General features: G+C 29.2%; 23 protein-coding genes and 1 riboswitch. Of the genes, 8 read left to right on the top strand and 15 right to left on the bottom strand.

All coding sequences use genetic code 11. The annotated features are described in order from the left end of the window. Positions 1–57 precede the first annotated feature (57 nt). Together B3Z56_RS11770 and B3Z56_RS11765 are read right to left on the bottom strand one after the other, a co-directional pair. Positions 58–552: a metallophosphoesterase gene (locus tag B3Z56_RS11770; RefSeq protein ID WP_346878823.1), complete on the bottom strand. Its 495-nt coding sequence runs from the start codon at positions 550–552 to the stop codon at positions 58–60. 240 nt (positions 553–792) lie between these two features. Continuing rightward, positions 793–999: a DUF378 domain-containing protein gene (locus tag B3Z56_RS11765; protein ID WP_150845516.1), complete on the bottom strand. Its 207-nt coding sequence runs from the start codon at positions 997–999 to the stop codon at positions 793–795. Positions 1000–1212: 213 nt separating this feature from the next. Between B3Z56_RS11765 and purB the strand changes: the two genes are divergently transcribed. Continuing rightward, positions 1213–2643, top strand: a complete 1431-nt coding sequence (gene purB, locus B3Z56_RS11760) for an adenylosuccinate lyase (protein WP_346848158.1) — start codon at positions 1213–1215, stop codon at positions 2641–2643. A 27-nt stretch (positions 2644–2670) separates the two neighbouring features. Here purB and B3Z56_RS11755 read toward each other — a convergent pair whose 3' ends face one another. Then, positions 2671–3357, bottom strand: a complete 687-nt coding sequence (locus tag B3Z56_RS11755; protein ID WP_346878822.1) for a type II CAAX endopeptidase family protein — start codon at positions 3355–3357, stop codon at positions 2671–2673. Between the two features lie 141 nt (positions 3358–3498). Then, a riboswitch (TPP riboswitch) is annotated at positions 3499–3600 on the top strand. Positions 3601–3693: 93 nt separating this feature from the next. Here B3Z56_RS11755 and thiW point away from each other — a divergent pair. From thiW to B3Z56_RS11740, 3 genes are all read left to right on the top strand, one after another. Further along, on the top strand, positions 3694–4197 hold the full coding sequence (thiW, locus tag B3Z56_RS11750) for an energy coupling factor transporter S component ThiW (RefSeq protein ID WP_346848156.1): 504 nt from the start codon (positions 3694–3696) through the stop codon (positions 4195–4197). A 49-nt stretch (positions 4198–4246) separates the two neighbouring features. Next, positions 4247–5080: a hydroxyethylthiazole kinase gene (thiM, locus tag B3Z56_RS11745; RefSeq protein ID WP_346878821.1), complete on the top strand. Its 834-nt coding sequence runs from the start codon at positions 4247–4249 to the stop codon at positions 5078–5080. A 91-nt stretch (positions 5081–5171) separates the two neighbouring features. Continuing rightward, positions 5172–6170, top strand: a complete 999-nt coding sequence (locus B3Z56_RS11740; protein ID WP_346848154.1) for a tyrosine recombinase XerC — start codon at positions 5172–5174, stop codon at positions 6168–6170. A gap of 49 nt (positions 6171–6219) precedes the next feature. Here B3Z56_RS11740 and B3Z56_RS11735 read toward each other — a convergent pair whose 3' ends face one another. Both B3Z56_RS11735 and B3Z56_RS11730 read right to left on the bottom strand, forming a co-directional pair. Then, positions 6220–7821 carry an ABC-F family ATP-binding cassette domain-containing protein gene (locus B3Z56_RS11735; protein ID WP_346878820.1) on the bottom strand — a complete coding sequence of 534 codons (1602 nt, stop codon included), beginning with the start codon at positions 7819–7821 and terminating at the stop codon, positions 6220–6222. Between the two features lie 418 nt (positions 7822–8239). After that, positions 8240–8659, bottom strand: coding sequence for a hypothetical protein (locus B3Z56_RS11730; RefSeq protein ID WP_346848152.1), 420 nt, complete (start codon positions 8657–8659; stop codon positions 8240–8242). A gap of 180 nt (positions 8660–8839) precedes the next feature. On the opposite strand from B3Z56_RS11730, the gene B3Z56_RS11725 reads away from it, so the two are divergent. From B3Z56_RS11725 to B3Z56_RS11715, 3 genes are all read left to right on the top strand, one after another. Beyond that, the gene (locus B3Z56_RS11725; RefSeq protein WP_035135882.1) at positions 8840–9331 is read left to right on the top strand and encodes a YajQ family cyclic di-GMP-binding protein; all 492 of its coding nucleotides are present in this window, start codon (positions 8840–8842) and stop codon (positions 9329–9331) included. Between the two features lie 217 nt (positions 9332–9548). Continuing rightward, complete coding sequence (locus B3Z56_RS11720; RefSeq protein WP_035135880.1) at positions 9549–9797, top strand: AbrB/MazE/SpoVT family DNA-binding domain-containing protein; 249 nt, start codon at positions 9549–9551, stop codon at positions 9795–9797. Between the two features lie 184 nt (positions 9798–9981). Then, complete coding sequence (locus B3Z56_RS11715) at positions 9982–10425, top strand: MarR family winged helix-turn-helix transcriptional regulator (RefSeq protein ID WP_035135877.1); 444 nt, start codon at positions 9982–9984, stop codon at positions 10423–10425. Positions 10426–10494: 69 nt separating this feature from the next. On the opposite strand, the gene B3Z56_RS11710 is transcribed toward B3Z56_RS11715, so the two are convergent. From B3Z56_RS11710 to B3Z56_RS11695, 4 genes are all read right to left on the bottom strand, one after another. Beyond that, positions 10495–11358, bottom strand: coding sequence for a hypothetical protein (locus B3Z56_RS11710; protein ID WP_346876204.1), 864 nt, complete (start codon positions 11356–11358; stop codon positions 10495–10497). 453 nt (positions 11359–11811) lie between these two features. After that, on the bottom strand, positions 11812–12498 hold the full coding sequence (locus B3Z56_RS11705; protein ID WP_346878819.1) for a peptidylprolyl isomerase: 687 nt from the start codon (positions 12496–12498) through the stop codon (positions 11812–11814). 138 nt (positions 12499–12636) lie between these two features. After that, positions 12637–13239, bottom strand: a complete 603-nt coding sequence (locus B3Z56_RS11700; RefSeq protein ID WP_346878818.1) for a protein kinase — start codon at positions 13237–13239, stop codon at positions 12637–12639. 66 nt (positions 13240–13305) lie between these two features. Further along, positions 13306–14562 (bottom strand): DEAD/DEAH box helicase, encoded by a 1257-nt coding sequence (locus B3Z56_RS11695; RefSeq protein WP_346878817.1) that lies wholly within the window; start codon positions 14560–14562, stop codon positions 13306–13308. Positions 14563–14676: 114 nt separating this feature from the next. Between B3Z56_RS11695 and lexA the strand changes: the two genes are divergently transcribed. Continuing rightward, a complete protein-coding gene (gene lexA, locus B3Z56_RS11690) occupies positions 14677–15285 on the top strand; it encodes a transcriptional repressor LexA (RefSeq protein ID WP_035132284.1) in 609 nt (202 codons plus the stop codon). A gap of 75 nt (positions 15286–15360) precedes the next feature. Here the strand turns inward: lexA and B3Z56_RS11685 are convergent, their stop codons facing one another. The 6 genes from B3Z56_RS11685 to B3Z56_RS11660 form a co-directional block, all read right to left on the bottom strand. Continuing rightward, positions 15361–16644 (bottom strand): methionine gamma-lyase family protein, encoded by a 1284-nt coding sequence (locus tag B3Z56_RS11685; RefSeq protein ID WP_346878816.1) that lies wholly within the window; start codon positions 16642–16644, stop codon positions 15361–15363. Positions 16645–16764: 120 nt separating this feature from the next. Then, positions 16765–17706, bottom strand: coding sequence for a tRNA (adenosine(37)-N6)-dimethylallyltransferase MiaA (gene miaA / locus B3Z56_RS11680; RefSeq protein WP_346869446.1), 942 nt, complete (start codon positions 17704–17706; stop codon positions 16765–16767). Between the two features lie 18 nt (positions 17707–17724). Then, on the bottom strand, positions 17725–19578 hold the full coding sequence (gene mutL / locus B3Z56_RS11675) for a DNA mismatch repair endonuclease MutL (RefSeq protein ID WP_346878815.1): 1854 nt from the start codon (positions 19576–19578) through the stop codon (positions 17725–17727). A gap of 29 nt (positions 19579–19607) precedes the next feature. Next, entirely contained in the window at positions 19608–22232 is a 2625-nt protein-coding gene (mutS, locus tag B3Z56_RS11670) for a DNA mismatch repair protein MutS (protein WP_346878814.1), read from the bottom strand. Positions 22233–22279: 47 nt separating this feature from the next. Next, a complete protein-coding gene (miaB, locus tag B3Z56_RS11665) occupies positions 22280–23638 on the bottom strand; it encodes a tRNA (N6-isopentenyl adenosine(37)-C2)-methylthiotransferase MiaB (RefSeq protein WP_346878813.1) in 1359 nt (452 codons plus the stop codon). Positions 23639–23854: 216 nt separating this feature from the next. Beyond that, entirely contained in the window at positions 23855–24025 is a 171-nt protein-coding gene (locus B3Z56_RS11660) for a hypothetical protein (protein ID WP_167403110.1), read from the bottom strand. Between the last annotated feature and the right edge of the window lie 109 nt (positions 24026–24134).

The following is a 24134-nucleotide window of genomic DNA, read 5'->3' as shown; positions in this document are numbered from 1 at the left end:
TATTTTCTATCTGTTTTTCTGTTTATGGTATTTTAAAATAATCTCTTACTTATTATATTATAATTCTACAGCCTTTAATTCAGCAGTAACTATAACTCCCTCATCATCAATTTCTATAACGCCTATATATTTTCCCTTAGCCCATGGAGAAGGCTTAGGGATACTGCCAGGATTCATAAATATAGTATTTCTATATTCTTCTTTAAGAGGTATATGGGTATGACCAAAGAGTACCACATCTGCACCAATGCTCTCTGCTTTTATAGCTATACTATTCATGGTACTTTTAACATTATATAAATCTCCATGGGTAAAGAAAATTTTTAGTCCATTAATAGTAATAGTATCTTCTTTAGGATATGTATTAGAAAAATCACAGTTTCCAGCCACTGCATATATTTCACCTTTAAAAGTTTTTTCTAAGAGTTTTACGTCTTCTATGCAATCTCCTAGATGAATAACTATATCAGATTTTAAATTATTTATATATTTTGAAGCTACTTTTAAAGCTCTTTCATTATGATGAGTATCACCAATAAAAGCAATTTTCATGTTATCCCTCCAATAAGTATATATTTCCGTAAAATATTATACCATTATTCTTTGGTATAGAGGATAAATGAGTCTATTTTATTCTAATATTCCAATGACACATCCTCTAAGATCTCCATGAACAGTACAACTATTTAACTATTTCTATTTTTTCATAATTTAATAGTTTCCTACATAAAAATAGAAATAGTTCCATATATAAATATTTACATATAGAACTATTTCTTAATATTAAAGATACTATTTTTTATTGAGACAATATAAAAATCTAATCATATTTATGCCTGCTAGTCCTACTAATATATATATTGCTCTAACTAGCATATCTGAAAAACTAAAGATGAAATGAACAAGATCAAAATTGAAGAGTCCAAATATTCCCCAATTAATTGCGCCTATAATAACAAGTACAAATGATATTTTGTCTAATAAACTAATTTTGCACATAAAAACTTCCCCCCATTTTTATTATATTATGATATGTTTAAATCTATTAATATATTTTTATGTTTAATATATATGATATATTTGGATAAAATAGAACAATGAGAATAACCTATTGTTATAAATAACACGAATTTTAAATAGACTTATGCTTATATAATATGCTATAATAGTGAATGATATTAGATAAAAAAACATTTTTGTACGGAGGTTACTATGAGAGATACATATAATTCACCATTAAATTCTAGATATGCATCTAAGGAAATGAGCTATATTTTTTCTGAGGAAATGAAATTTAAAACTTGGAGAAAACTTTGGGTTGCATTAGCTGAGGGAGAACAAGAATTAGGATTAAATATTACTGATGAACAAATAAAAGAGCTTAGAGACAATATTGAAAACATTGACTATGAATTAGCTGCTGCTAGAGAAAAAGAAGTTAGACATGATGTAATGAGTCATGTGTATGCTTATGGGGTTGTAGCTCCATCAGCTAAAGGAATAATACATCTAGGCGCTACTAGCTGTTATGTAGGTGACAATACGGACCTACTTATTATGAGAGATGCTCTTATATTAATTAGAAAAAAAGTAATAAATGTGTTAGATCAACTAAGCAAGTTTGCTTTAGAATATAAAGATGTTCCAACTCTTGGATTTACACATCTTCAACCGGCTCAGCTTACAACTGTAGGAAAGAGAGCTACTCTTTGGATGCAAGAGTTATTAATGGATTTAGAAAACCTTGATTTTGCAATTGATAAAATGAAATTTAGAGGAGTTAAGGGAACAACGGGAACTCAAGCTAGCTTTATGTCTTTATTTAATAATGATGAAGAAAAAGTTAAAGAACTTGATAAAATTGTATGTAAAAAAATGGGCTTTGAAAAAGCATATCCTGTTACTGGCCAAACTTACTCTAGAAAATTAGATTCTATAATATTAAATACATTATCTGAAGTAGCACAAAGTGCATACAAATTTAGTAATGATATGAGACTTCTTCAAAACATGAAGGAAATGGAAGAACCTTTTGAAAAGCATCAGATAGGATCTTCAGCTATGGCATATAAGAGAAATCCTATGAGAAGTGAAAGAATTAGTGCACTTTCAAGATATATAATTGTAAACTCTCTTAACCCGGCGATTACTGCTGCAACTCAATGGTTTGAAAGAACACTAGATGATTCTGCTAATAAACGTATATCCGTTGCAGAAGCTTTCTTAGCTCTTGATGGAGTACTTAACCTGTATATAAACATAACTTCTAATATGGTGGTATATGAAAAGGTAATAGCTGCTCATGTTAATAGCGAGTTACCATTTATGGCTACAGAAAATATTATGATGGAAGCTGTTAAGCGTGGAGGGGATAGACAAGAACTTCATGAAAAAATAAGAGTTCATTCTTTAGCTGCTGCAAGACAAGTAAAAGAGTTTGGAGAAAAGAATGATTTAATAGAAAGAATATTAGCTGATGAATCCTTTGGATTATCAAAAGAAGAAATTCTATCTATAATAGATCCAAGTAAGTTCACTGGAAGATCTAGTGGTCAGGTAGTAGATTTTATAGAGGAATATATAAACCCTATATTAGAAGCTCATAAAAATGAATTAGGTGAAGAAGTAGAAATAAACGTATAATAAAATAAGCTGGAATGCTAATGCATTTCAGCTTATTTTTATGATGCCAAAGAGGATAAATCCCACAGTGTTTATAGCTAAATTGGCAGACATATGAACTATCCAAGAGACATAAATATTATTAAACCTTTCATTAAGGTAATTAAAAAGAAGTCCAGCTATAAATAGTGAAACTATAAGCAAAATGAACAGTGGGGGAGTAAACCAATTATTCATAATAGCCACATGATAAATTGCAAAGGCTAAAGCACTAAAAATATAAGCAGCTTTTCTTGAACTTACCTGTTTTAAAGATAAGAAGGAAAAACCACGGAAGAAAAACTCTTCCAAAAGGGAATTAACTGATGTAATATATAGTGCTACAAATAAAAAGTTTTCTTTAGTTACTCCTAAATTATTCTCTAAATTAGTAGTGACCATAGAAAAATCAAAAAATGGACCTAGAATAAAATAAGCTCCTAGTATAAATCCATATACAACTATACCAAATATAAGTGCAAAAAATATGCTTTTTTTATTTCCTTTAAAAAGTGCTTTAAAGGAAATAGCTCTCTGTTTTATACATACAATTAAGGGCAATAGTAAAAAGATACATATTTTTATTAAAGACTTTGTAAAATAATTAGGTACAATTAAAATTTCCACTAAGGCCATAATAATACAACCTAATATTACTACTAAAATAATAGATAGAGTGGCTTGTTTATTTTCCATAGATCATCCTCCTTGAAAATTTTATGTATATAGCTTTAAATAATGACTCAAGGCTTTAAAATAATTATAACATATTATTTTTCTAAAATAGCAAGCATATCCTTAATTGACTATAGTAATTCATTATGATAATATTTAGTTAACTTAATATTCGGGAGCTTGTGTACAGGCTGAGAGGGAGTGTAAACTTCGACCGTACCTGATTTGGATAATGCCAACGTAGGAAGTAGATTTATATAATTATAGGTATACCACTTAGTTGGTATGCCTTTTATTTTTGTTCATATAGGGGAGGGTAAGTAATTTAAAATATTGATTTTGAGGGGATGATATGTAATGTTAAAAACAAAAAAACTAACTTTAGCTGGAATTTTCATTGCCATGGGAGTTATTTTATCTACAGTTATAGTTATACCAGTAGGAATTGCAAAATGTGCTCCAGTTCAGCATTTGATAAATGTTTTATCAGCTGTTATTTTAGGTCCTTTTTATGGAGTAGCTATAGCTTTCCTTACTTCCACAATTAGAGTGCTTATTGGTACAGGTACCTTCCTAGCTTTTCCTGGAAGTATGTGTGGAGCTCTTTTAGCTGGAATCCTATATAAATATAATAAAAAAATAACTATGGCATCCATAGGAGAAATCTTCGGTACAGGTGTAATAGGAGCTTTAATAGCCTATCCGGTAGCAAAGTTCATCCTATCAAAGGAAGCGGCTCTATGGGGCTTTGTGGTGCCATTTAGCATAAGCTCTATTGGTGGCACACTAATTGCTATACTATTTTTAATAGCTCTTAAAAAAACAGGAGTATTATATAAAGTTTCTAATAAAGGTAATTAGAGCTTAACATCTTAGTATTTTAAAATAGATCTTAGGGAGAGGATATAAAATGATTAAAGATATTTTAGATTCAGTAAGAAAAACCAACCCTCTTGTGCACAATATAACTAATTATGTGGCAGCTAATGATTGTGCTAATATAACCTTAGCTTGTGGTGGTTCTCCTATTATGTCAGATGATCCAGAGGAAGTAGAGGAGATAACCACCTTATGTAATGCTTTAGTAATGAATTTAGGTACTTTAAATCCAAGAAAGTTAGAAGCCATGATTAAGGCAGGGAGGAGAGCTAATAAATTAAAGCATCCTGTAATATTGGATCCTGTGGGTATTGGTGCATCATCCTTTAGACAACAGGCTGTAAAGGAACTTTTAAACACTGTAGATTTTCAAGTTATAAAAGGTAATATATCTGAAATAAAAACTATAGGAAAGAAAAAAACTATATGTAAGGGTGTAGATGCCAGTGAAATTGAGTCTATAACGGAAGATAATATAGCAGGTGCAATTACTCTAGCTACGGAGCTTTCTAAGGATCTAGGGGCAATTATAGCCATTACAGGGGATATAGATATAGTTGCAGATAAAGATTTTGTATATATTATTAGAAATGGACATCCATCTATGAGAAATGTCACCGGAACAGGATGTATGCTTTCATCAATTATAGGAGTTTTAGTTGGTGCTAATCCTCATAAAATCTTTGATGCAACGGTAACTGCTTTTTGTATTATGGGAGTATGTGGTGAACTTGCTTATAATAAAATAGTAGAAAAGTTTCAGGGAAGTGGATCTTTAAAAATACATTTGATTGATTCTGTAAGTAATATAGATTATAAAATTTTAGAAGAGAAAATAAAAATAGAAAAGCTTTTAAAAAATTAAAGGGTTTTTACCTCTCTTCATAGAATAATTAATGTCGTGAAATGTAAGTTTCGCGACATTATACTATAAAAATTAAAGGGGAATGGATTATATGGATTCTAAATTAAATTATATGCAAGATAATTCTCTACCAAAAATACTTAAGGATTATTTAAGTTACCTTTCTTCTGTTAAAGGTGTTTCTAGCAATACTTTAGTTGCCTACGCTTATGATCTAACTTTATTCTTTAAATTTCTTAAAGTACACAATAATGAAGTAACTTTATCACAGGATGTAATTTTTGAAAATATTCCTATTGATAACATCTCTTCTAATTATCTTAAAAATTTAGAATTGGTTGATTTTTACACCTATCTATCCTTTTTAGAGAATATGAGAGAAAATGGAACCTATGCAAAGGCAAGAAAAGTTGCCTCTCTAAAGTCCTTTTTTCACTATTTATGTTCTAAAGCTAAAATTATACCTACAGATCCTACTTTAGACTTAGAAAGTCCTAAAATAGGAAAGCGCTCCCCCATTTACTTAACTTTAGATGAAAGTAGAGACTTATTAGCTGTAGCTAATAATAGAGATAAAAATTCACCTAGGGATTTATGTATAATTACCCTATTTTTAAACTGTGGTGTGAGACTATCAGAGCTTTGCAGCATCAATATTGCCAATATTAAAGGTGATACCCTTACTGTCATTGGTAAAGGAAATAAAGAAAGGACTATTTATCTTAATAAAGCATCAATTAAAGCTATAAATAAGTATCTTGTTGTAAGAAATGATATTGCAGATAAAGTTCATAGTGAGGATAGAGAGGCTCTATTCATAAGTGGAAAGTATAGAAGAATTAATAAGCGCACTGTAGAAAGAATAATAAAAAAATATGTAGGTGCAGCAGGTCTTGATACTGATAAATACACACCTCATAAATTAAGGCATACCTCTGCAACATTACTTCATAAACATGGTGGTGTAGATGTTAAAACTCTCCAAGAGATATTAGGTCATGAAAATGTAAGTACTACTCAAATATATGTTCATGTTGATGATGAAACCCTAAGAGAGGCTATTAACACTCACCCCTTAGGGGATGAATAATAAAGAAGGATAGCAGCTATGAAATCTATGGCTGCTATCCTTGTTTTTATTATTTTTTATATTTCATATCTCTCAATTCAGATATACGCCTGCTCGTATTCAAAAATTCTTTTTCATAATTTAACTTAGCATCCTTTTCTAATGAAGGATCATCTAGTAAACCACTTAGCTGAGAAAGTCGACACTGAAGCATTAATATTTCATCTTTATTAACCTTTGATTTACTATTACTAGTCTTATTACAAGTGAAAAACTCAATTATCTCAGTATGATTTCCAGTAAAATTAATAATTTTGTTATTTTCTATTTTTAGAATTCTATTACATACTGTAGAAATTAAATGTCTATCATGGGAAACTACCAAAGCTGTTCCAGAATAACTTTTTAAAAGCAAACTTACACTTTCTTTAGATAAGATATCCATATAATTAGTTGGCTCATCAAGAATTATTAAATCAGGATTTTCAATGATTATTTTAGTAAATATTACTCTGCATTTTTCGCCCATACTTAAGTTTTTAATTAATGTATTTACTCTATCCCCTTTTATAAATACACTTCCTAAATATAACCGAATTATATTTTCAGTTTCATTGGTGGTTAATAAATAGTCTAATATAGTTATTTCTTCATTTACTACTTCTAGATATTGAGATAAACTGCTAATTTTCATATTTGGGTTTAAATAAACATCGCCAATGTAATTCTTATCTTCACCTAGAAGAATATTTAGTAATGTAGTCTTCCCACTACCATTATTACCAATCATTCCGACTTTATCTCCACCATTTATAGTAAAGTTTCCATCTTTAAATAATAATTTCTTATCGAAGGATTTACTAAGATTTTCAACTCTTATGGCTGTTTTAAAACTATTATTATTATTAAGTGTAAGTTTAATTGAAGAATTATCCTTTATTCTTTCAACTCCATTTTCTTTTAACTTTTCTAACTTTTTTTCTTTTGATCTCATTATAGAAACATGCTTTTTACTTAATGCTCTTAAGTGGTCATTAGTACCCGCCATTTTGTGTGCTTTGTTAAACCATTGTTTTCTTTGACTGATATTTTCTTTCAAAGCCCTTATTTCCTGTTGTTGTTTGTTATATAAATTTTCATTGGTTATCTTTTCCATTAATAGCTGTTTTTCATAGGAAGAATAATTACCTTCATAGGTTTTTATTCCGTTATTACTTAAAACGAAGGTCTTATTTGTAACTTCATCCAAGAAAAACCTATCATGACTTATTATAATCATAGGTTTGTTTATAGAATTTATAAGCCTTTCTAACCATTGAACACCACTTAAATCTAAATGATTTGTAGGCTCATCTAGTATAAACAAATCATAGTTACTATGAAATATATTAAGAATTTCTTTTTTAGTAGCTTCACCACCACTTAAAAAAGTATTATTATTATATAAGTTTTCATCTATAATTCCGATAAGAATATTTGAAGGAATATAATTGATACTTCCTTCATCGTAGGAAATCTCCTTAGTTATTATTTGTTTTAAGGTGCTTTTACCTACGCCATTTTCTCCTACCAGACCTATCTTAAAATTATCTCCTATTTCAAAACTTATATTATTTAAAATTGTGCGATTTTGAAAGGATTTAGAAATATTTTTTATAATTATCTTACCCATTTATAACACTCCTTTTAATAAAGTCTATCAAAAGGCAATGGTGGTACTTCAATTTTAAGAAACAAAAAAGGTTTTAATCACAATAAGCAATTAAAACCAAACTTACAACTCTATTATTAATTCATATAATATAAACAGGTTAAGGGTAAATAGAAACTATTAAAATAAATTAATTATAGTAAACTATAGTTACATACCTTCACCTATCAAAACATTATTATATGATTAGAATTAAAAGAATAGATTACCACTGCCTAATTAATTGCACAACAAAAAACATAAAACTACATTTAAATTGTAATAAGTATTTATTTTGTTATGCTTATAAAATTAATTAAGAATAGTAATGCTCATTCTTTTGTACCTCCATAGTAAAATATTATAAAACTATTATATCATATATAATAGTTTTGTGTAGCTATCTTTTATTATTTAATACATATAAACCTGGATATTCTTCATGTAGCAGTCCATCTGTACCCGTTTCTTCCATAAGTTCATCCATGCCTTCTACATCAGATATATAATCCCAATTAGATTCATCATCGAGAGCATCTATATATGGTATTTCATCTTCTTCTAATGGTACTACATCTTCTTGAAAGCTATCCTCTTCTTCAATTGTATCAAAATCACTAAAGTCTTCCAAATCGATTTTGATTTCTTCTTCTTTATTCTTTTCAAATACCTCATCTATTTTTACAGCCTTAACATCATATCCTTCAATCTCTAGACATTTACCACAGTTATCACAGATCTTATCTCTATTGTATTCACATACATTGCACTCTCCACAATCATTACATACTTTCTTTTCATCAAAAATACAGTATTTCATTATCATCACTTCCTGTTTTATCTTTATTAAATCATTAGACTATTTTAACAAAACTATTGAAAAACATCAACTAAAAATAAATCTAAATTTTTTAAAATTTATATAGACATTTTTAAATATATAAATTATTATATATTTATATGTTTTTTACATATAGATTATTTTAAGGAGGTTCTAAGTATGGCAAGTTCATATTCCTTTGATGTGGTTTCTGAAATTAATATGCAAGAAGTTGATAATGCTATTAATCAAGCCCTAAAGGAAATTAAACAAAGATATGACTTTAAAGGTACTAAGACAGAAATAACTTTACTAAAAGATGAAGTTAAGCTCATATCTGATGATGAGTTTAAGTTAGATACTGTAATCGACATACTCAAGGGGAAATTTATTAAAAGAGGTGTCTCTTCCAAAGCTCTTGAAGTTGGTAAAATTGATTCAGGTTCTCTAGGTACAGCTAAAGTTACTTGTAAATTAATAAAAGGTATCTCTACTGAGAAAGCTAAAGCTATGGTGGCAGATATTAAAGCTAGTAAAATAAAAGTTCAGCCTCAAATAATGGATGATCAGTTAAGGATATCTGGAAAGAATAAGGATGATTTACAAGAAACAATGCAGCTATTAAAATCTAAAGACTATGGTATAGATGTACAATTCACTAACTATAGGTAAGGTTTATATTTGTAAAATATGACAAATGCAAAAAATCTCTGTTAAAATTTAAAAGAATAAGTTATAATAGATATATATTAACTATTAATGTATAATTTAATGGGAATTGGATAATTTAATAATGTATACAAATTACAATAATTATATATAATAGTTATATATAATCCCACTTATACTTATGAAAAAATAAATAACAAACATTTAGGAGGAAAATATTATGAAATCAACAGGTATAGTAAGAAAAGTAGACGAATTAGGAAGAATAGTAATTCCGATAGAGTTAAGAAGAACTTTAGACATCGAGATAAAAGATGCTTTAGAAATTTATGTAGATAGAGATCAAATCATATTAAAAAAATATGAGCCAGCATGTTTATTCTGTGGTAATGCTAGAGACGTTAAAAACTACAAAGGTAAAAATATTTGTGAAGAATGTCTTGATAGTATTGCTAAAATGCAAGAATAATAAATTCTTACATAATTAATTTAAAATACAAAAACAGCATTTTGATTTCAATTCAAGATGCTGTTTTTTATTGAATTTTATCATTGAATTGTAATTAATTGACTATATTCGAAAAAAAGTGTATAATAATACAGAAGTATAATAAACTTTAATGTTTTTTATAATATAATTTAGGAGTGATTTTTTGAAAATTTATGAAGATCCACAAATAGAAAAGATAGAGAAACTATTAAGAAGAGTATGCTTTTATATAAAGAAAAAAGGAAGAACTATATTAGAAGATTATGATATTACTCCTGCACAATTTGAAGCTTTACAAATTATAGTAAATCATAAAGAAGTAACCATTAGTGAACTTAGCAATAAACTATATCAAGCCCCTAGCACCATCACTGATTTAGTTGATAGAATGGAAAGTAAGGATCTTGTTAAGAGAGTTAGAGATTCAAAAGATAGACGAATAGTTAGAATAGAAGGTTTAGAAAAGGGACATAACATATTAGAAGCAGTAATTATGGAAAGATGTAAATTTCTCGATTATTCCTTAGAAAACGTTTCTAAAGAAGACAAGGATAGTTTTACTGAATATTTAGATATACTAGAACATGCTTATACAGAAGGTAAATAACAAAAATGCTGAAGTATTTCTAATTTTAAAATTAGAAATACTTCAGCATTTTTTATACTATTTTTTATATTATTTATTATTGTTTATATCGTCTCTTATTTTTAGTAGTAATTGTTCTTTATCGTCCATCAATTTAGAAATTTTATCATCATAATGAGATTTCATAGACCAAATTTCTTTTCTGTACTCTTCCTCTTTTTGCAACACTTCTTTTTGCATAGAAATCCTTATTTCATCATCTTTTAATCTTAATTCTCTGCTAAACTCCTCTGAAATCTGGTTAATCTTATTTTCATAAGAACTCTTCATATCCTGAATTTCATCTTCTAATGCAATACTATGATTTAATTCCTCATTTAATTTATTAGTAAGGCTTTCCTTTTCTCTCTCTAGGTTTTTTAAATTCTCTTCCATGTTTCGGTTTATTGCTCTTAAACTTTCTGCTTCATTTTTATAGGCATTTAACTCATTTACCTTATCCTTTAACATGAGGTTTAACTCTTTATATCCCTTGATATCTTCTCTCTCTTTTTCTAAAAGTTCTTTATATTCCTTTAACGAATCCTTCAGTTCTTTATTATGAGACTTTAAATCTTCTAGTTCTTTTTTTAAACTTTCTATATTCCCCTTTAATTTTTCACTTCTATTAGTCTCTTCCTCTAAAGTTCCTTTAAAACTATTAATAACTTCGGAGTTCTTAACCTTGCTCTTTTCTATCATATTTATGTATATATCTAAAATTCTTTTTGTTATGCTCTGTAACTCTTCTACATCGCTTTTAATAAAGTCTGTACTCGTTGAAGCTTTGTTTAATTCGTAGTTCCTTATTATAAGATCCATGAATTCTTTATTATTTATCCCCTCTACCTCAGCTAAACTTTGAAATTTTTCTTTTAGTTCCTCGCTTATCCTTACACTTAAAATTGAATCCATTAATTACACATCCTTAAAATTTATAAAATTACATCTTGATTTAAGTATACATTATTTTATCCTTGTAAACAAGCATTTTATCCATGTTTACAATACGTATACATTATGTAAACATGTTTTTATCGCAAATTAATATAACTACCATTCAATATAACTAACATTATATTGAATGGTTACTATATTGAAATAATTAAGTAGTAATAAAAGAGGAAGTAGATGAAAAAAGTGTATACGTAGGAAATTTAAACACTTCAAAAAGAGGTAGCAGTGTATTTATCCAATGAGAACAACGAGCAGCTACGTTTTCTCCTAAAAGACAACCACTTCTTAGTATTAAAAATACTGATACTAAGAAGTCTGTTAGTAAACTTCAGTTCGAAAAGCTCTCTGAAGCAAAGAACTCAGTTTATAAAAAAATAAACCTAGCCATAACACAGCTAGGTTTATTTAAAATTATTTTGTATATTTTACAGGTTCATTATAAGTAACTCCAAAGGTATCTACTGAAATGGATTTAATTTTTATATCCTTCTTAGGTCTATCATCACTGCCAGTTTCTACTTTAGCTATAGAGTCTACAACATCCATACCTTCTATAACCTTACCAAAGGCTGCATAGTCTCCATCTAAACTAGGTGTATCACCATGCATTATAAAAAATTGAGATCCAGCAGAATTCTTATCATTTGATCTAGCCATAGATATAACACCCTTAGTATGTAAAAGAGTATTTTCAAACTGGTTATTTGTAAATTCACCATATATGGAGTAGTCAGGTCCACCCATTCCAGTTCCTTCAGGATCTCCACCTTGAATCATAAAGCCTGAAATTACTCTATGAAATATTAGACCATCATAAAATTTACTATTAGCAAGAATTATAAAGTTTCTAACGGTATTTGGTGCTATTTCGGGATAAAGCTCCATCTTTATAATTTTTCCATCTTCCATTTCTATGGTAGCCACTGGATTTTTATCCCCTTCCTTCTTCTCCGTTTCCTTTGAAAGATATATTTCTTTATTATCATTACTTCCAGTATTAGTTTCATCTTTACTAGTCTTATTAGAGGTACTGCATCCTATTAATGCAAGGGAAAGTATTGCTGTAATAATCAAAGTTCCTAATGTACTTTTTTTCATTTGAAACGTCTCCTTTCATATGTTTATATGTTTTTACTAGATAAGTTTACCATTGTATCTTTTAAAATAAAACCTATAATTAGTTAATTTTTGATTAAAATTTTCCAATTAAACACAAAAGCTCTAAGACTGTCATTCTTAGAGCTTTTTATCTTTCTCAGCTAATTTTTTTAGATATTCTTTAAATTGACTTCTCCAAGATTCGTATAGATTCCTATCTATTCTTTGTAGATAATAGAAAAATTCACCTATACTATCTCTCTTTAGTATACCTCTCATCAGATGCCGTGGAAAAGGCATCTCCCTATCAAAGTTATCCTTTGGATCTATAACTTTGATAGAAAAGTCCTCTTGTACATAGAGATCCTTGCAACGTATATCTAACTTTTTATAACCAAGTTCTTTAAAATCATTTATTAAATCTACTAGGCTTCTTACTAGTTTCTGATTTAGAGGGTTATGATTTAGATACTTATCAAGTCTTATCCCATCTACAAACTCTCTTACAATAAAAAAATCTCCATAGTCAAAAACCTTAGGAAAGGATGGATGATGCATAGATGATTTAAGAATTATATACTCTGTTTCGCAAACTTTTTTATCATTAAATATTTTTATAATTCTCTCATTATTAATTCTATATACCACTCCATTATTGCCCTTTCCTAGGAATTTAGAACTCCTTATAATGTTCTCCACTTCATCACTTAAGTAAATTGCATTTGTAAAATGTCTAGACATAATTCCTCCCTAGATAGAACTCTATTAGATTATATGCATAAGATATACTTTATATTATCCTTATACCTATCTTTTATCTCTTTTGTCTTTTTTAGCAGTATTCTTCCTAAATTTTGATGATTTCTCAGATGGTTTTGACCTTTTATCTGAAGGTGCATTACTCTTCTTATAGTTTTTAACCACAACAGCTACATCTTCAATATTTCCGTGAGATATAGTCTTCTCAGTAAGATTAAAATTCAGTTTTTTACTATAAGCTTTCAATTGCGCTATCTCCTTAGGTGAAATAATAGATATAACAGTACCGCTTTTATCTCCACGAGCTGTTCTACCACTTCTATGAACATAAGTATTTATATCTTCTGGTAAGTCTACATTGAATATATGAGTAACGTCCTCTATATCCAATCCCCTTGCAGATAAGTCTGAAGATACCAAAAGGTTTATACGCTCTGATTTAAAGTCTAACATGGTTTTTTGTCTTTGATTTTTAACAAAACTACCATGTATTCCATCCACCTTTAGTCCATGGTATTTTAGCTTAGTAGTTAATATTTCTATTTCATCACTTTTATTAATAAAGGCAATAGCTTTTCTAGGATTTATACTTGCCATTAATTTTCTAAGAATAAGTATCTTATCCCGCCTATCACAAACTATATATAAATTGTTTATGTTAGGATTTATAGTTGAATCATCATTACACTTTATGATTTTAGGGTATTTCATTAAGCTTTCCCCTATACTTAAAGCTTCCTCTGTTAAAGTGGCAGAAGTCATTACTAATTGTCTATCTCTAAGTGTAGTTTTTATAACATCCTTAACTATATTTAAATTATTTTTGTCTAAAAGTTTATCACACTCATCAATTACTATAGTTTTAACTGTATGAGCACTTATTTTTTTCATTTTTATTAGCTCTAGTATTCTTCCTGGAGAACCTATTACAAATTGAGGTTTTTCCTTTAGTTTTTCAACCTGTCTTTTTATATTTACATCCCCCATGATAACCGTAGACTTTATATTCAAAGAAGATTTATCTCCCAAAGTACTTAAAACTTCATTTACTTGAAGGGCTAATTCATGGGTAGGAACTAAGACTATAAATTGATTTTCTCTTTTTTCATAATCAATTCTCTCAATTAGTGGTAGCAAATAAGCCAAGGTTTTACCACTGCCTGTTTCACTTTGCATTATCACATCCATATTTTCTGATATTTTAGGAATTGATAATTCTTGTATTAGAGTTGGCTTTGTTATTTTTAATTCCTCCAATACCTTTATTATTTCCGCATTTATATTTAATTCTAAAAAATTTTCCATTTTTTCATCTCCAGTTTTTATTTAAATTTACTACAATAATTTTCCTATATGAGAACAAAAGTTTGATATTCTTTATTTCTTATGGTATAATTATCTAGATTGAGAGGTGTTTTCATGATTGAAATTAAAAGTGGTAAACAATCTGAAATTTATGAGTTTATTAAAAATCAAGTTAATACTAAAGGGTATCCCCCTTCAGTAAGAGAAATTTGTGAAGCTGTAAATTTAAGTTCAACATCTACGGTTCATGGTCATCTTACTAGACTTGAGAAAAAAGGCTTAATAAGACGTGACCCAACTAAACCAAGGGCAATAGAATTACTGCAAGAACCTCATAATAAAAAAGAAATGATTAATATTCCTATTATAGGTAAAGTTACAGCTGGAATTCCTATACTTGCCCAAGAAAGTATAGAAGATTATCTAACTATCCCCCTTGACTTTGTAAACAGTACAAATGAATTATTTATACTTAAAGTTCAAGGTGACAGTATGATAGAAGCTGGAATCCATGATAAAGACTTAGCTATAATAGAAAAAACTTCTATTGCATCTAACGGAGATATTGTAGTTGCTCTAATAGAAAATGAAGCCACTATAAAAACTTTTTTTAAAGAAGATGGGCATATTAGACTACAACCAGAAAACTCCACCATGGAGCCAATAATTGTTGACGATTGCAAAATCTTAGGTAAACTATCAGGAATCTATAGAAAATATTAAGAAGCTATAATAGCTTCTTAATATTTTTTATATAATAAAATAAATTTATTATATATCTATTAATTTAACTCCTAATTAAGATAATATTCTAGATATAGCCATTAAAACTCCAACTTTTCCATGATCAAAGGTCAATCCACCTTGAAGATATGCTATATATGGCTCTCTTATTGGCGCATCAGCAGAAAGTTCAATGGAAGAACCTTGTATAAATGCACCCGCAGCCATAATTACTTCATCTTCATAACCAGGCATAGCCCAAGGTTCACATTCTACAAAGGAATCTATTGGAGAACCAGCTTGAATACCCTTGCAAAACTGAATTAATTTATCTTTATCATTAAATTTAACAGCTTGTATGATATCACTTCTCTTAGTATCATATTTTGGGAGTACCTCAAAGCCTAAAATCTCCATTACCCTTGAACAGAATATAGCTGTCTTTACAGCTTCCATAGCCACGTGAGGAGCTAAAAATAATCCTTGATATAAACTTCTCATTACACCAAAGGTAGAACCACACTCTCCGCCTATACCTGGAATGGTCAATCTATATGCTGCTTGAGTTACATAGGCTTTTTTACCTGCTATGTAACCACCTGTTGGAGCAATTCCTCCACCAATATTTTTTATTAAAGAACCAGCTATAAGATCAGCTCCTACATCTGTTGGCTCTATAGTATCTATAAATTCGCCATAACAGTTATCAACAAAGCAAATTACTTCTGGTTTGATTTCTTTAATTGACTTTATTATTTCACCGATTTCCTCTACTAACAGTGCATTTCTCCACCCATATCCTGTAGATCTTTGAATATGTACAAGTTTTATGCTATTGTCTTCTTTTAAAGTCTTTTGAACCTCTTCAATATTAACTTTACCTGCACTTGTCAACTCTAATTGCTTATAGTTTACCCCATATTCCTTTAAAGAGCCTATATTTACATCCTTAGTTATTCCTATAATGTTATGTAAGGTATCATAAGGTGAACCACATATACTCAGCATTGTATCTCCTGGTCGTAGGTTGCCAAATAAAGCACATCCAATAGCATGAGTTCCATTTACAAAGTGTGGCCTAACTAGGGCTGCTTGTGTATTAAATACTCTAGCGAAAACCTTATCTAAAGTATCTCTACCAACATCACCATAACCATATCCACTAGAATTAGTAAAATGCATATCACTAACTCTTTCAGCTTGCAAGGCACTAAGAACTTTTAATTGATTATATTCTCGAATATCATCCATCATAGAAAATTGCTCTTGAATATCCTTTAAAGCTTCTTCTGATACTTTAAAAACTTCTTCATTTATTTTAAAGTTATTTATTAAAAACTCTTTAGTTTTTTCTATCATAAAAAATCGCTCCTTAAACATAAAATAACATTCTAATACTAACATAGCTATAAATATTAAGCAAATAATTCCTTAATATTTATAGCTATCTATATATCTTATACAATATTTAAAATTAACTTAGTCTTTATATTTTTTCTCTTTATAATCATTAATAATAAATTTTGCTACATCCTCATCATTAGAAAAATCATCCTTGTCTATCCACTTAACCCTTGGATCTTTTCTAAACCAAGTAAGCTGACGTTTTGCATAATTTCTACTAAATTGCTTTATATTTTCTATAGCTTTCTCTTTAGAAACTTCACCATGAAGATGTTGTAATAGCTCTTTATAACCTATTCCCTTCATAGATTGCATATCTGTGGTATATCCTTCTTTTTCTAACCTTATTACTTCTTCTAGAAGACCAGCATCTAACATTAAGTCAACACGATGATTAATTCTTTCATAAAGCTTATCTCTATTCATATTTAATACATAATAATAAACTTTGTAAGGTATATCAAAAATCTCATCATTTTTAGCTGCTTCAGATATAGGAATTCCTGTTACCTTATAAACCTCTAAAGCTCTAATTACCCTTTTAAGATCATTTGGATATAACTTGTTATAACTCACTTCATCAACGGCTTTTAACAGCTCATGAACATATTCTACTCCATTTTCTAAGGCTAACTGTTCTAGTTCTTTGCGATAAGCTTCATCTTTATTAGTTTCAGCAAAACTATAATTATAAATAAGAGAATTAATATAAAGCCCAGTGCCACCTACCAGCATGGGAAGCTTATTTTCGCTGCTTATTTCTTCAATGGTTTCCTTTGCCAAAGAACTAAATTCTGCCACACTGAAGTTTTCACTAGGATCTAAAAAATCAATGAGATGATGCTTCACACCATTCATCTCTTCTTTGGATATCTTAGCAGATCCAATATCCATCTTCTTATATATCTGCATAGAATCAGCAGATATTATTTCCCCATTAAGTTCTTTGGCAATATGAATTGAAATCTTTGTTTTGCCAATACCAGTAGGTCCTGCTAATATAAATAAATCTTTCATTGCTTTAATCCCTTCATACTAAATTCTTTTAAAACTTTTTTCTATTTCCTTTAATGAATATTTAATTATAGTAGGTCTACCATGTGGACATGTAAATGGTTCATCTATATACCTTAACTCTTCAAGGAGGGATAAAATCTCTACATCTGATAATTTATCATTAGCTTTTACAGCTGCCTTACAAGCAAGAGTAGCTATTTTATCATATTTTATATCTATGGTTAAACCACTGCCCATGGACTTTATATTTTCTATCATATCATGAAACAAATTGTTTATATGGGGTTTCCCCAAAAACACTGGAACCTCTCTAACTAACACGTCATTTTCGCCAAAACTTTCAACCATAAATCCTGCATTTAAGAAAATTTCTTCATTATCTTTATAAATTGCATACTCATCAAAGGTTAATGGAATGATTGTAGGTACAGCTAAAATCTGACTTACCACATTGAAATTACCTATATTTTTTCTATACTTTTCAAATAATATCTTCTCATGAGCAGCATGCTGATCGATTAAATACAATTCATCTAAATATTCACCAATTATATAACTATTAAAACACTGTCCAATAAGTTTAATTGGTGGAATTTTAGGAATCCTTGATATTTCCTTATTAAAATATATATTATCTCCTTTAGGTTCAACTTGATTTTCAATAGGAATTTCTCTTATATAAAAAGGTTTGTCATTATAATTTGCTTCTTTATTAAATCCAAAATCCTTATTATAACCTAAATTATTATCCTCACTAGTATAGTGATTATCATTTAAATATCCAATTTGACTAGGTTCTGAAGAAGTATAGCTTTTATGTAGTTTATCCTCTTGAACTATAGCTAAATCCTCAATTTCTTCTGGTATAATAAAACTCTTCTTTAAGTTTTCTTTTAATGCACTATGAACTCCATCAAATATAGTTTTAAATAAAACTCTTTCCTCTAAAAACTTAACTTCATTTTTAGTTGGATGTACATTGGGATCTATAAATTCTGGAAATATATCAATGTGTATAACGAAGAAGGGAAATTTATTTACCATAATAAAGGATTTAAATGCATTCTCTACCGCAGCAGTTATTAAAGAACTTTTTATAAGTCTCTTATTTACAAAAATGCTTTGTCTATTTCTACTACCTCTACTAATACTCTCTTTTCCAATATATCCATATACAGATAAAATATCGCTATGGTTTTCTATTGGTATTACATTTTCATATACTTCTTTTCCATATAAAATTCTAAGGGTTTTATCTAGTTCATCTTCACTAAAGGTTCTAAGGGTTTGTTTTCCATCATTAATTAAGGTTATAGAAGTCTTATAATTTCCTAGAGCTAGCTTTAATACCAAGTCATTTATTATAGATTTTTCTCTTTGAGGTGATTTTAGAAACTTTTGTCTCCCTGGAGTATTGAAGAATAAATCTTTAACTTCAATTTCCGTTCCTAAATTACAACCTACATCTTTCTCATAGATTACTTTTCCACCTTCAATATAGATCTCTCTACCATAATCAAAAGCTTCCATCCTTGATTTTAGTCTTACCTTTGAAACAGCAGCTATACTAGCAAGAGCTTCTCCACGAAATCCAAAGGATTGAATATCGTAAATATCCTCTACGGAACTTATCTTACTTGTACCATGAGGCAAAAAAGCTATTTTTATATCTTCAGGATGAATACCACGTCCATCATCTGTGATTCTTATAAGCCTATTGCCACTATCTTCTATTTCAATAGTTATGTTTTTACTGTCAGCATCAAGGCTGTTTTCCACTAATTCCTTAACAACAGAACTAGCTCTTTCAACAACCTCTCCTGCTGCAATTTTATTGGCAGTGTTTTCAGATAATAAATTGATTCTTCTCATAATACACCCACCTTAAATAATTATTTTATCTATATATTCTTAGCTTTTTTTATAATATCGTATAATTTATTAAATCCATCCATAGGTGTAAGATTAAGTACATCTATAGATTTAATTTCGTCAATTAAGTTTTGCATAGCTACATCTTCAAAAGCTATTTGCTGAGTTAAACAAATTTCTTTTTCTATTTTTTCTAATTTCTCTGTAGATGGAATTACAGTTTTCGCTTCTTCTTTGATTATATCTTTTGAAGTGCCATCTTCTAAAGTTTCTAAAATTTCTCTTGCTCTAGAAATTACTGCTGAAGGTAATCCAGCAAGTTTAGCAACCTCTATACCATAAGATTCATCTGCTCCACCCTTTATAATTTTACGTAAGAATATAATATTATTATCTACTTTTTTTGCTGAAATAGAGTAATTTTTCACTCCTGGAATTTCTCCTTCTAGCTTAGTTAATTCATGATAATGTGTGGCAAATAGGGTTTTGCATTTAATATTTGAATTTTTACATATATACTCTATAACTGCCCATGCAATACTAAGTCCATCGTAGGTACTAGTACCTCTACCAACTTCATCAAGAAGAACCAAACTCTTATTGGTAGCATTATTAAGAATATTTGATACTTCCCACATTTCTACCATGAAGGTACTCTTACCACCAGCTAAGTCATCAGAAGCTCCTATTCTAGTAAATATTTTATCACAAATAGAAACATTTGCTTCTTTGGCAGGAACAAAACTTCCCATTTGAGCTAATAATGTAATTAAAGCTACCTGTCTCATATATGTAGACTTACCAGCCATATTAGGACCAGTAATTAACATAAGTCTATTGTCTTCAAGGTCTAAGGTAGTATCATTAGATATAAAGCTATTTGCCTTTGTAATAACTTCTACAACTGGGTGTCTGCCCTCTTGAATTTCTATGATTCCCTCAGTATTAATTACAGGTTTCACATAATTATGTTCTCTAGCAACCATAGCCAAAGCCCATATACAGTCAATTTCAGATATAAGCTTAGCTGTATTTTTCATTCTCTCTATATTTTCTTCTAATTTCTCTCTAATCTCTGTAAATATAGAATATTCAAGAGCAATTAATTTCTCTTCTGCTCCTAAGATTTTATCTTCCATCTCCTTAAGCTCAGGAGTTATATATCTTTCAGCATTAGACAAAGTTTGTTTTCTAATATATCTTCCTTCTGGCACTGAGGAAAGATTAGATTTTGTAACTTCTATATAATATCCAAAAACCTTATTATAAGAAATCTTAAGGGATTTTATACCTGTAGCTATTCTCTCTTCATTTTCTAAATTTGCAAGCCAAAGCTTTCCATTAGTTTTACTTTCTCTTAATTCATCTACTAATGAATTATAACCAGTTTTAATAATATTACCTTCCTTAACAGACAAAGAAGGTTCATCCATAATAGAGCTTTCGAGAAAAGTCCAAATATCTCTTAGCTCATCTAAGTTAGAATAAACATCCTTCATTAAAGGACTTGTAAGATTAGAAATAAGTTCTTTAATCCTTGGAACTTTAGCAATGGAATGCTTTAATGATATAAGTTCCTTTGCATTTATTGCAGTAGAGCTTATTTTACCAACCAATCTCTCAATATCATAAATGCTATTTAAAGCTTCCTTTAAATCTTCCATTAAGATTATATCCTTAGTAAACTCTTCAATGGCATCTTGTCTATTTAAAATATCTTCCTTAATAATTAGAGGCTCTTCTAACCACTTTCTAATTCTTCTTCCACCCATAGATGTATTTGTTTTATCTATAACCCATAAAAGAGTTCCTGTTTTTCCTTTATCTCTGATATTCTCTACCAGTTCAAGGTTTCTTCTTGAGTTAACATCTATGGTCATATAGGTGCAGATATCATATATCTCTATATGGTTTATATGAGTCAAGGAAACCTTTTGAGTTTCTTTTATATATCTAATTAATCCATTACAAGCTTTAGTTACTATTTCTGACAATTTATCTATTTCTATGTTCAAGAACTGTTCTTTAAGATCTTCTTCTTCCATATTAAAATTATCGTCTTGGAAGTGGGATATATAAAAGGATGTTCTACTTATAATTTCATCCATAATCTCTTGGTTAAAGTTTTCTGTAATAATTATCTCTCGAGGATTAAATTTACACAGCTCATCTATAAGTACATTAATATTATATTTAAATTCAGTAGTATAGAAATCCCCTGTAGACACATCACAAAAGGCCAATGCAATGTAATTTTCTTTCACATATAAACTAGCTGTATAGCTATTTTTACTCTCATCTAAATAGGAAGCTTCTGTGTAAGTTCCTGGGGTATAAATTTTTACTACATCCCGCTTTACAATTCCCTTAGCCACTGCTGGATCTTCTACCTGCTCACAAATAGCTACTTTAAACCCTTTTGATATTAAGGCTCCAATATAATTCTTAGCTGCATGGAAAGGAATCCCACACATAGGAGCTCTTTCTTCAAGACCGCAATCTCTTCCCGTTAGTGTTAATTCTAACTCCTTTGATGCAACTTTAGCATCATCAAAGAACATTTCATAGAAATCGCCTAGTCTGAAAAATAAGATACATTCTTTATATTTATCTTTAATTTGAAAATATTGTTGCATCATTGGAGTTAATGCCATATATATCTCTCCTTCATAATTATTTAAAAAAAGCGACAAAGTCGCTTTTATACTTCTTCTCCTATTAATGAAAAAGAATTTGCTTTAGTGATTTTAACATTAACTAACTTACCTATATTTTCTTTATTACCAGTAAAATTAACTAGTTTACTTGTTCTTGTCCTTCCGGTTAATTTTGTATCATCACTTTTACTTTCACCTTCTACAAGAACTTCAACAAGTTTTCCATCATAAAGCTTATTTTTCTTAGCAGAAATTTCATTAACGACTTCAACTAATCTATTAAATCTCTCTTTTTTAACTTTTTCATCTACTTGGTCAAACATTAAGTCTGCAGGAGTACCACCCCTTCTAGAATATAAGAAGGTAAAGGCAGAATCATACTCAACTTCTTTAACTAGACTTAAAGTATCTTCAAAATCCTCTTCAGTTTCTCCTGGGAATCCTACAATTATATCCGTAGTTAATGCTACGTTAGGAATTCTTTCTTTAATTTTTCTAATTGATTCTAAATACTGCTCTCTAGTATAGTGTCTATTCATCTTTTTTAATATTCTTGATGATCCAGATTGTACTGGAAGATGAATAGATTCACATAACTTATCTCCAGCTGCAATTACATCAATTACTTCATCACTTAAGTCCTTTGGATGAGAAGTCATAAATTTCACTCTCTCAATACCATCTACTTCATTTATTCTTCTTAAAAGTTCTGCAAAGTTAATATTTTCGTCTAATCCCTTACCATAGGAGTTAACATTTTGTCCAAGAAGGGTTATTTCTTTATATCCCTCTTTAACCATACTCTCTATCTCTTTTATTATTTCAGCAGAGTTTCTACTTCTTTCACGTCCTCTTACATGGGGAACTATACAATAAGTACAGAAGTTGTTACAACCATACATTATTGTAACAAAGCCTTTTATAGTACTTGCTCTATCAATAGGAGCTCCTTCTATTATATCTGCTTCTTTATCCCAAATTTCTATTATAGGTCTTTCTCCACCTAAAGCTCTTCCAAGATATTCTGTAAACTTATAGGCATTATGAGTTCCTATAATTATGTCTACAAAAGGAAACTTATCTATTATTTTGTCTGCCATTCCCTCTTGTTGCATCATGCAACCTGTAACAGCAATAACCTTATTAGGGTTCTCTTTTTTTAGTTTTTTTAAAGCCCCTAGGTTTCCATCTACCTTTTGCTCAGCATTTTCCCTAACACAACATGTATTAAAGATAATTATATCCACTTCTTCTTTAGAGTCAGTTCTTACATATCCTAATGGTTTTAATCCACCAGATAATTTTTCAGAGTCCTCTTCATTCATTTGACAACCCCATGTTTCTATAAAGTATTTTAAATTTTTATTTAGACCATATATATCAATCTTATTATTTTCATTCATTTACTATTTCCTCCATTTTTCCTTTTGAATTTCTATAGTATTATAGCATATAAAAGATATAAAAAGAAAGTCTAGTAAGCAATGATTAATCCTTTAAACCATGTAATCTAACCATAATAAAAGCACCTACTCTTTATTTAAGTAAGTGCTGCTTATTACTTCTTTTAGTTTAAATTGCTACCATAATGTGTACTTTACTTTTATTCTCACATTATTTTACCATTTTCCATCATAGCTAATTGGCTTAGATTTTTTATCTGAAGTTTTAGCCCTTCCTTGAAGTTCTGGTACTGGATGAACTTCATTTTTAGGAAAGTGATTATGTTTATTACTTTCTGTACCATGTGAATCTTTTGGATCTGGTCTTCTCATTCCTGCTTTTGCCATAATATTTCCCTCCTACTTATTTGTCACCATTAGTTTAAACAATATGAAAAGTTTTATACTCAAATATGTTTTCTATAGATGGAAATAAGTATATTAAAATAAAAGTGCA

The organism is Clostridium sp. UBA7791 (genome assembly GCF_002480755.1).
GTDB lineage: Bacteria > Bacillota > Clostridia > Clostridiales > Clostridiaceae > Clostridium_J > Clostridium_J sulfidigenes.
Note: the sequence above shows the minus strand (reverse complement) of the source record. Positions and strands in the feature narration are given on the sequence as shown.

Excerpts from the sequence above, each read along its gene's own strand:
- B3Z56_RS11695 (WP_346878817.1), bottom strand. The coding sequence starts at position 14,562 with ATGGAAAATTTTTTAGAATTAAATATAAATGCGGAAATAATAAAGGTA.
- mutL (WP_346878815.1), bottom strand. The coding sequence starts at position 19,578 with ATGAGAAGAATCAATTTATTATCTGAAAACACTGCCAATAAAATTGCA.
- B3Z56_RS11725 (WP_035135882.1), top strand. The coding sequence starts at position 8,840 with ATGGCAAGTTCATATTCCTTTGATGTGGTTTCTGAAATTAATATGCAA.
- B3Z56_RS11770 (WP_346878823.1), bottom strand. The coding sequence starts at position 552 with ATGAAAATTGCTTTTATTGGTGATACTCATCATAATGAAAGAGCTTTA.
- B3Z56_RS11660 (WP_167403110.1), bottom strand. The coding sequence starts at position 24,025 with ATGGCAAAAGCAGGAATGAGAAGACCAGATCCAAAAGATTCACATGGT.
- miaB (WP_346878813.1), bottom strand. The coding sequence starts at position 23,638 with ATGAATGAAAATAATAAGATTGATATATATGGTCTAAATAAAAATTTA.
- B3Z56_RS11700 (WP_346878818.1), bottom strand. The coding sequence starts at position 13,239 with ATGTCTAGACATTTTACAAATGCAATTTACTTAAGTGATGAAGTGGAG.
- B3Z56_RS11705 (WP_346878819.1), bottom strand. The coding sequence starts at position 12,498 with ATGAAAAAAAGTACATTAGGAACTTTGATTATTACAGCAATACTTTCC.
- B3Z56_RS11730 (WP_346848152.1), bottom strand. The coding sequence starts at position 8,659 with ATGAAATACTGTATTTTTGATGAAAAGAAAGTATGTAATGATTGTGGA.
- thiW (WP_346848156.1), top strand. The coding sequence starts at position 3,694 with ATGTTAAAAACAAAAAAACTAACTTTAGCTGGAATTTTCATTGCCATG.
- mutS (WP_346878814.1), bottom strand. The coding sequence starts at position 22,232 with ATGGCATTAACTCCAATGATGCAACAATATTTTCAAATTAAAGATAAA.
- purB (WP_346848158.1), top strand. The coding sequence starts at position 1,213 with ATGAGAGATACATATAATTCACCATTAAATTCTAGATATGCATCTAAG.
- thiM (WP_346878821.1), top strand. The coding sequence starts at position 4,247 with ATGATTAAAGATATTTTAGATTCAGTAAGAAAAACCAACCCTCTTGTG.
- lexA (WP_035132284.1), top strand. The coding sequence starts at position 14,677 with ATGATTGAAATTAAAAGTGGTAAACAATCTGAAATTTATGAGTTTATT.
- B3Z56_RS11710 (WP_346876204.1), bottom strand. The coding sequence starts at position 11,358 with ATGGATTCAATTTTAAGTGTAAGGATAAGCGAGGAACTAAAAGAAAAA.
- B3Z56_RS11735 (WP_346878820.1), bottom strand. The coding sequence starts at position 7,821 with ATGGGTAAGATAATTATAAAAAATATTTCTAAATCCTTTCAAAATCGC.
- B3Z56_RS11685 (WP_346878816.1), bottom strand. The coding sequence starts at position 16,644 with ATGATAGAAAAAACTAAAGAGTTTTTAATAAATAACTTTAAAATAAAT.
- miaA (WP_346869446.1), bottom strand. The coding sequence starts at position 17,706 with ATGAAAGATTTATTTATATTAGCAGGACCTACTGGTATTGGCAAAACA.
- B3Z56_RS11740 (WP_346848154.1), top strand. The coding sequence starts at position 5,172 with ATGGATTCTAAATTAAATTATATGCAAGATAATTCTCTACCAAAAATA.
- B3Z56_RS11720 (WP_035135880.1), top strand. The coding sequence starts at position 9,549 with ATGAAATCAACAGGTATAGTAAGAAAAGTAGACGAATTAGGAAGAATA.
- B3Z56_RS11765 (WP_150845516.1), bottom strand. The coding sequence starts at position 999 with ATGTGCAAAATTAGTTTATTAGACAAAATATCATTTGTACTTGTTATT.
- B3Z56_RS11755 (WP_346878822.1), bottom strand. The coding sequence starts at position 3,357 with ATGGAAAATAAACAAGCCACTCTATCTATTATTTTAGTAGTAATATTA.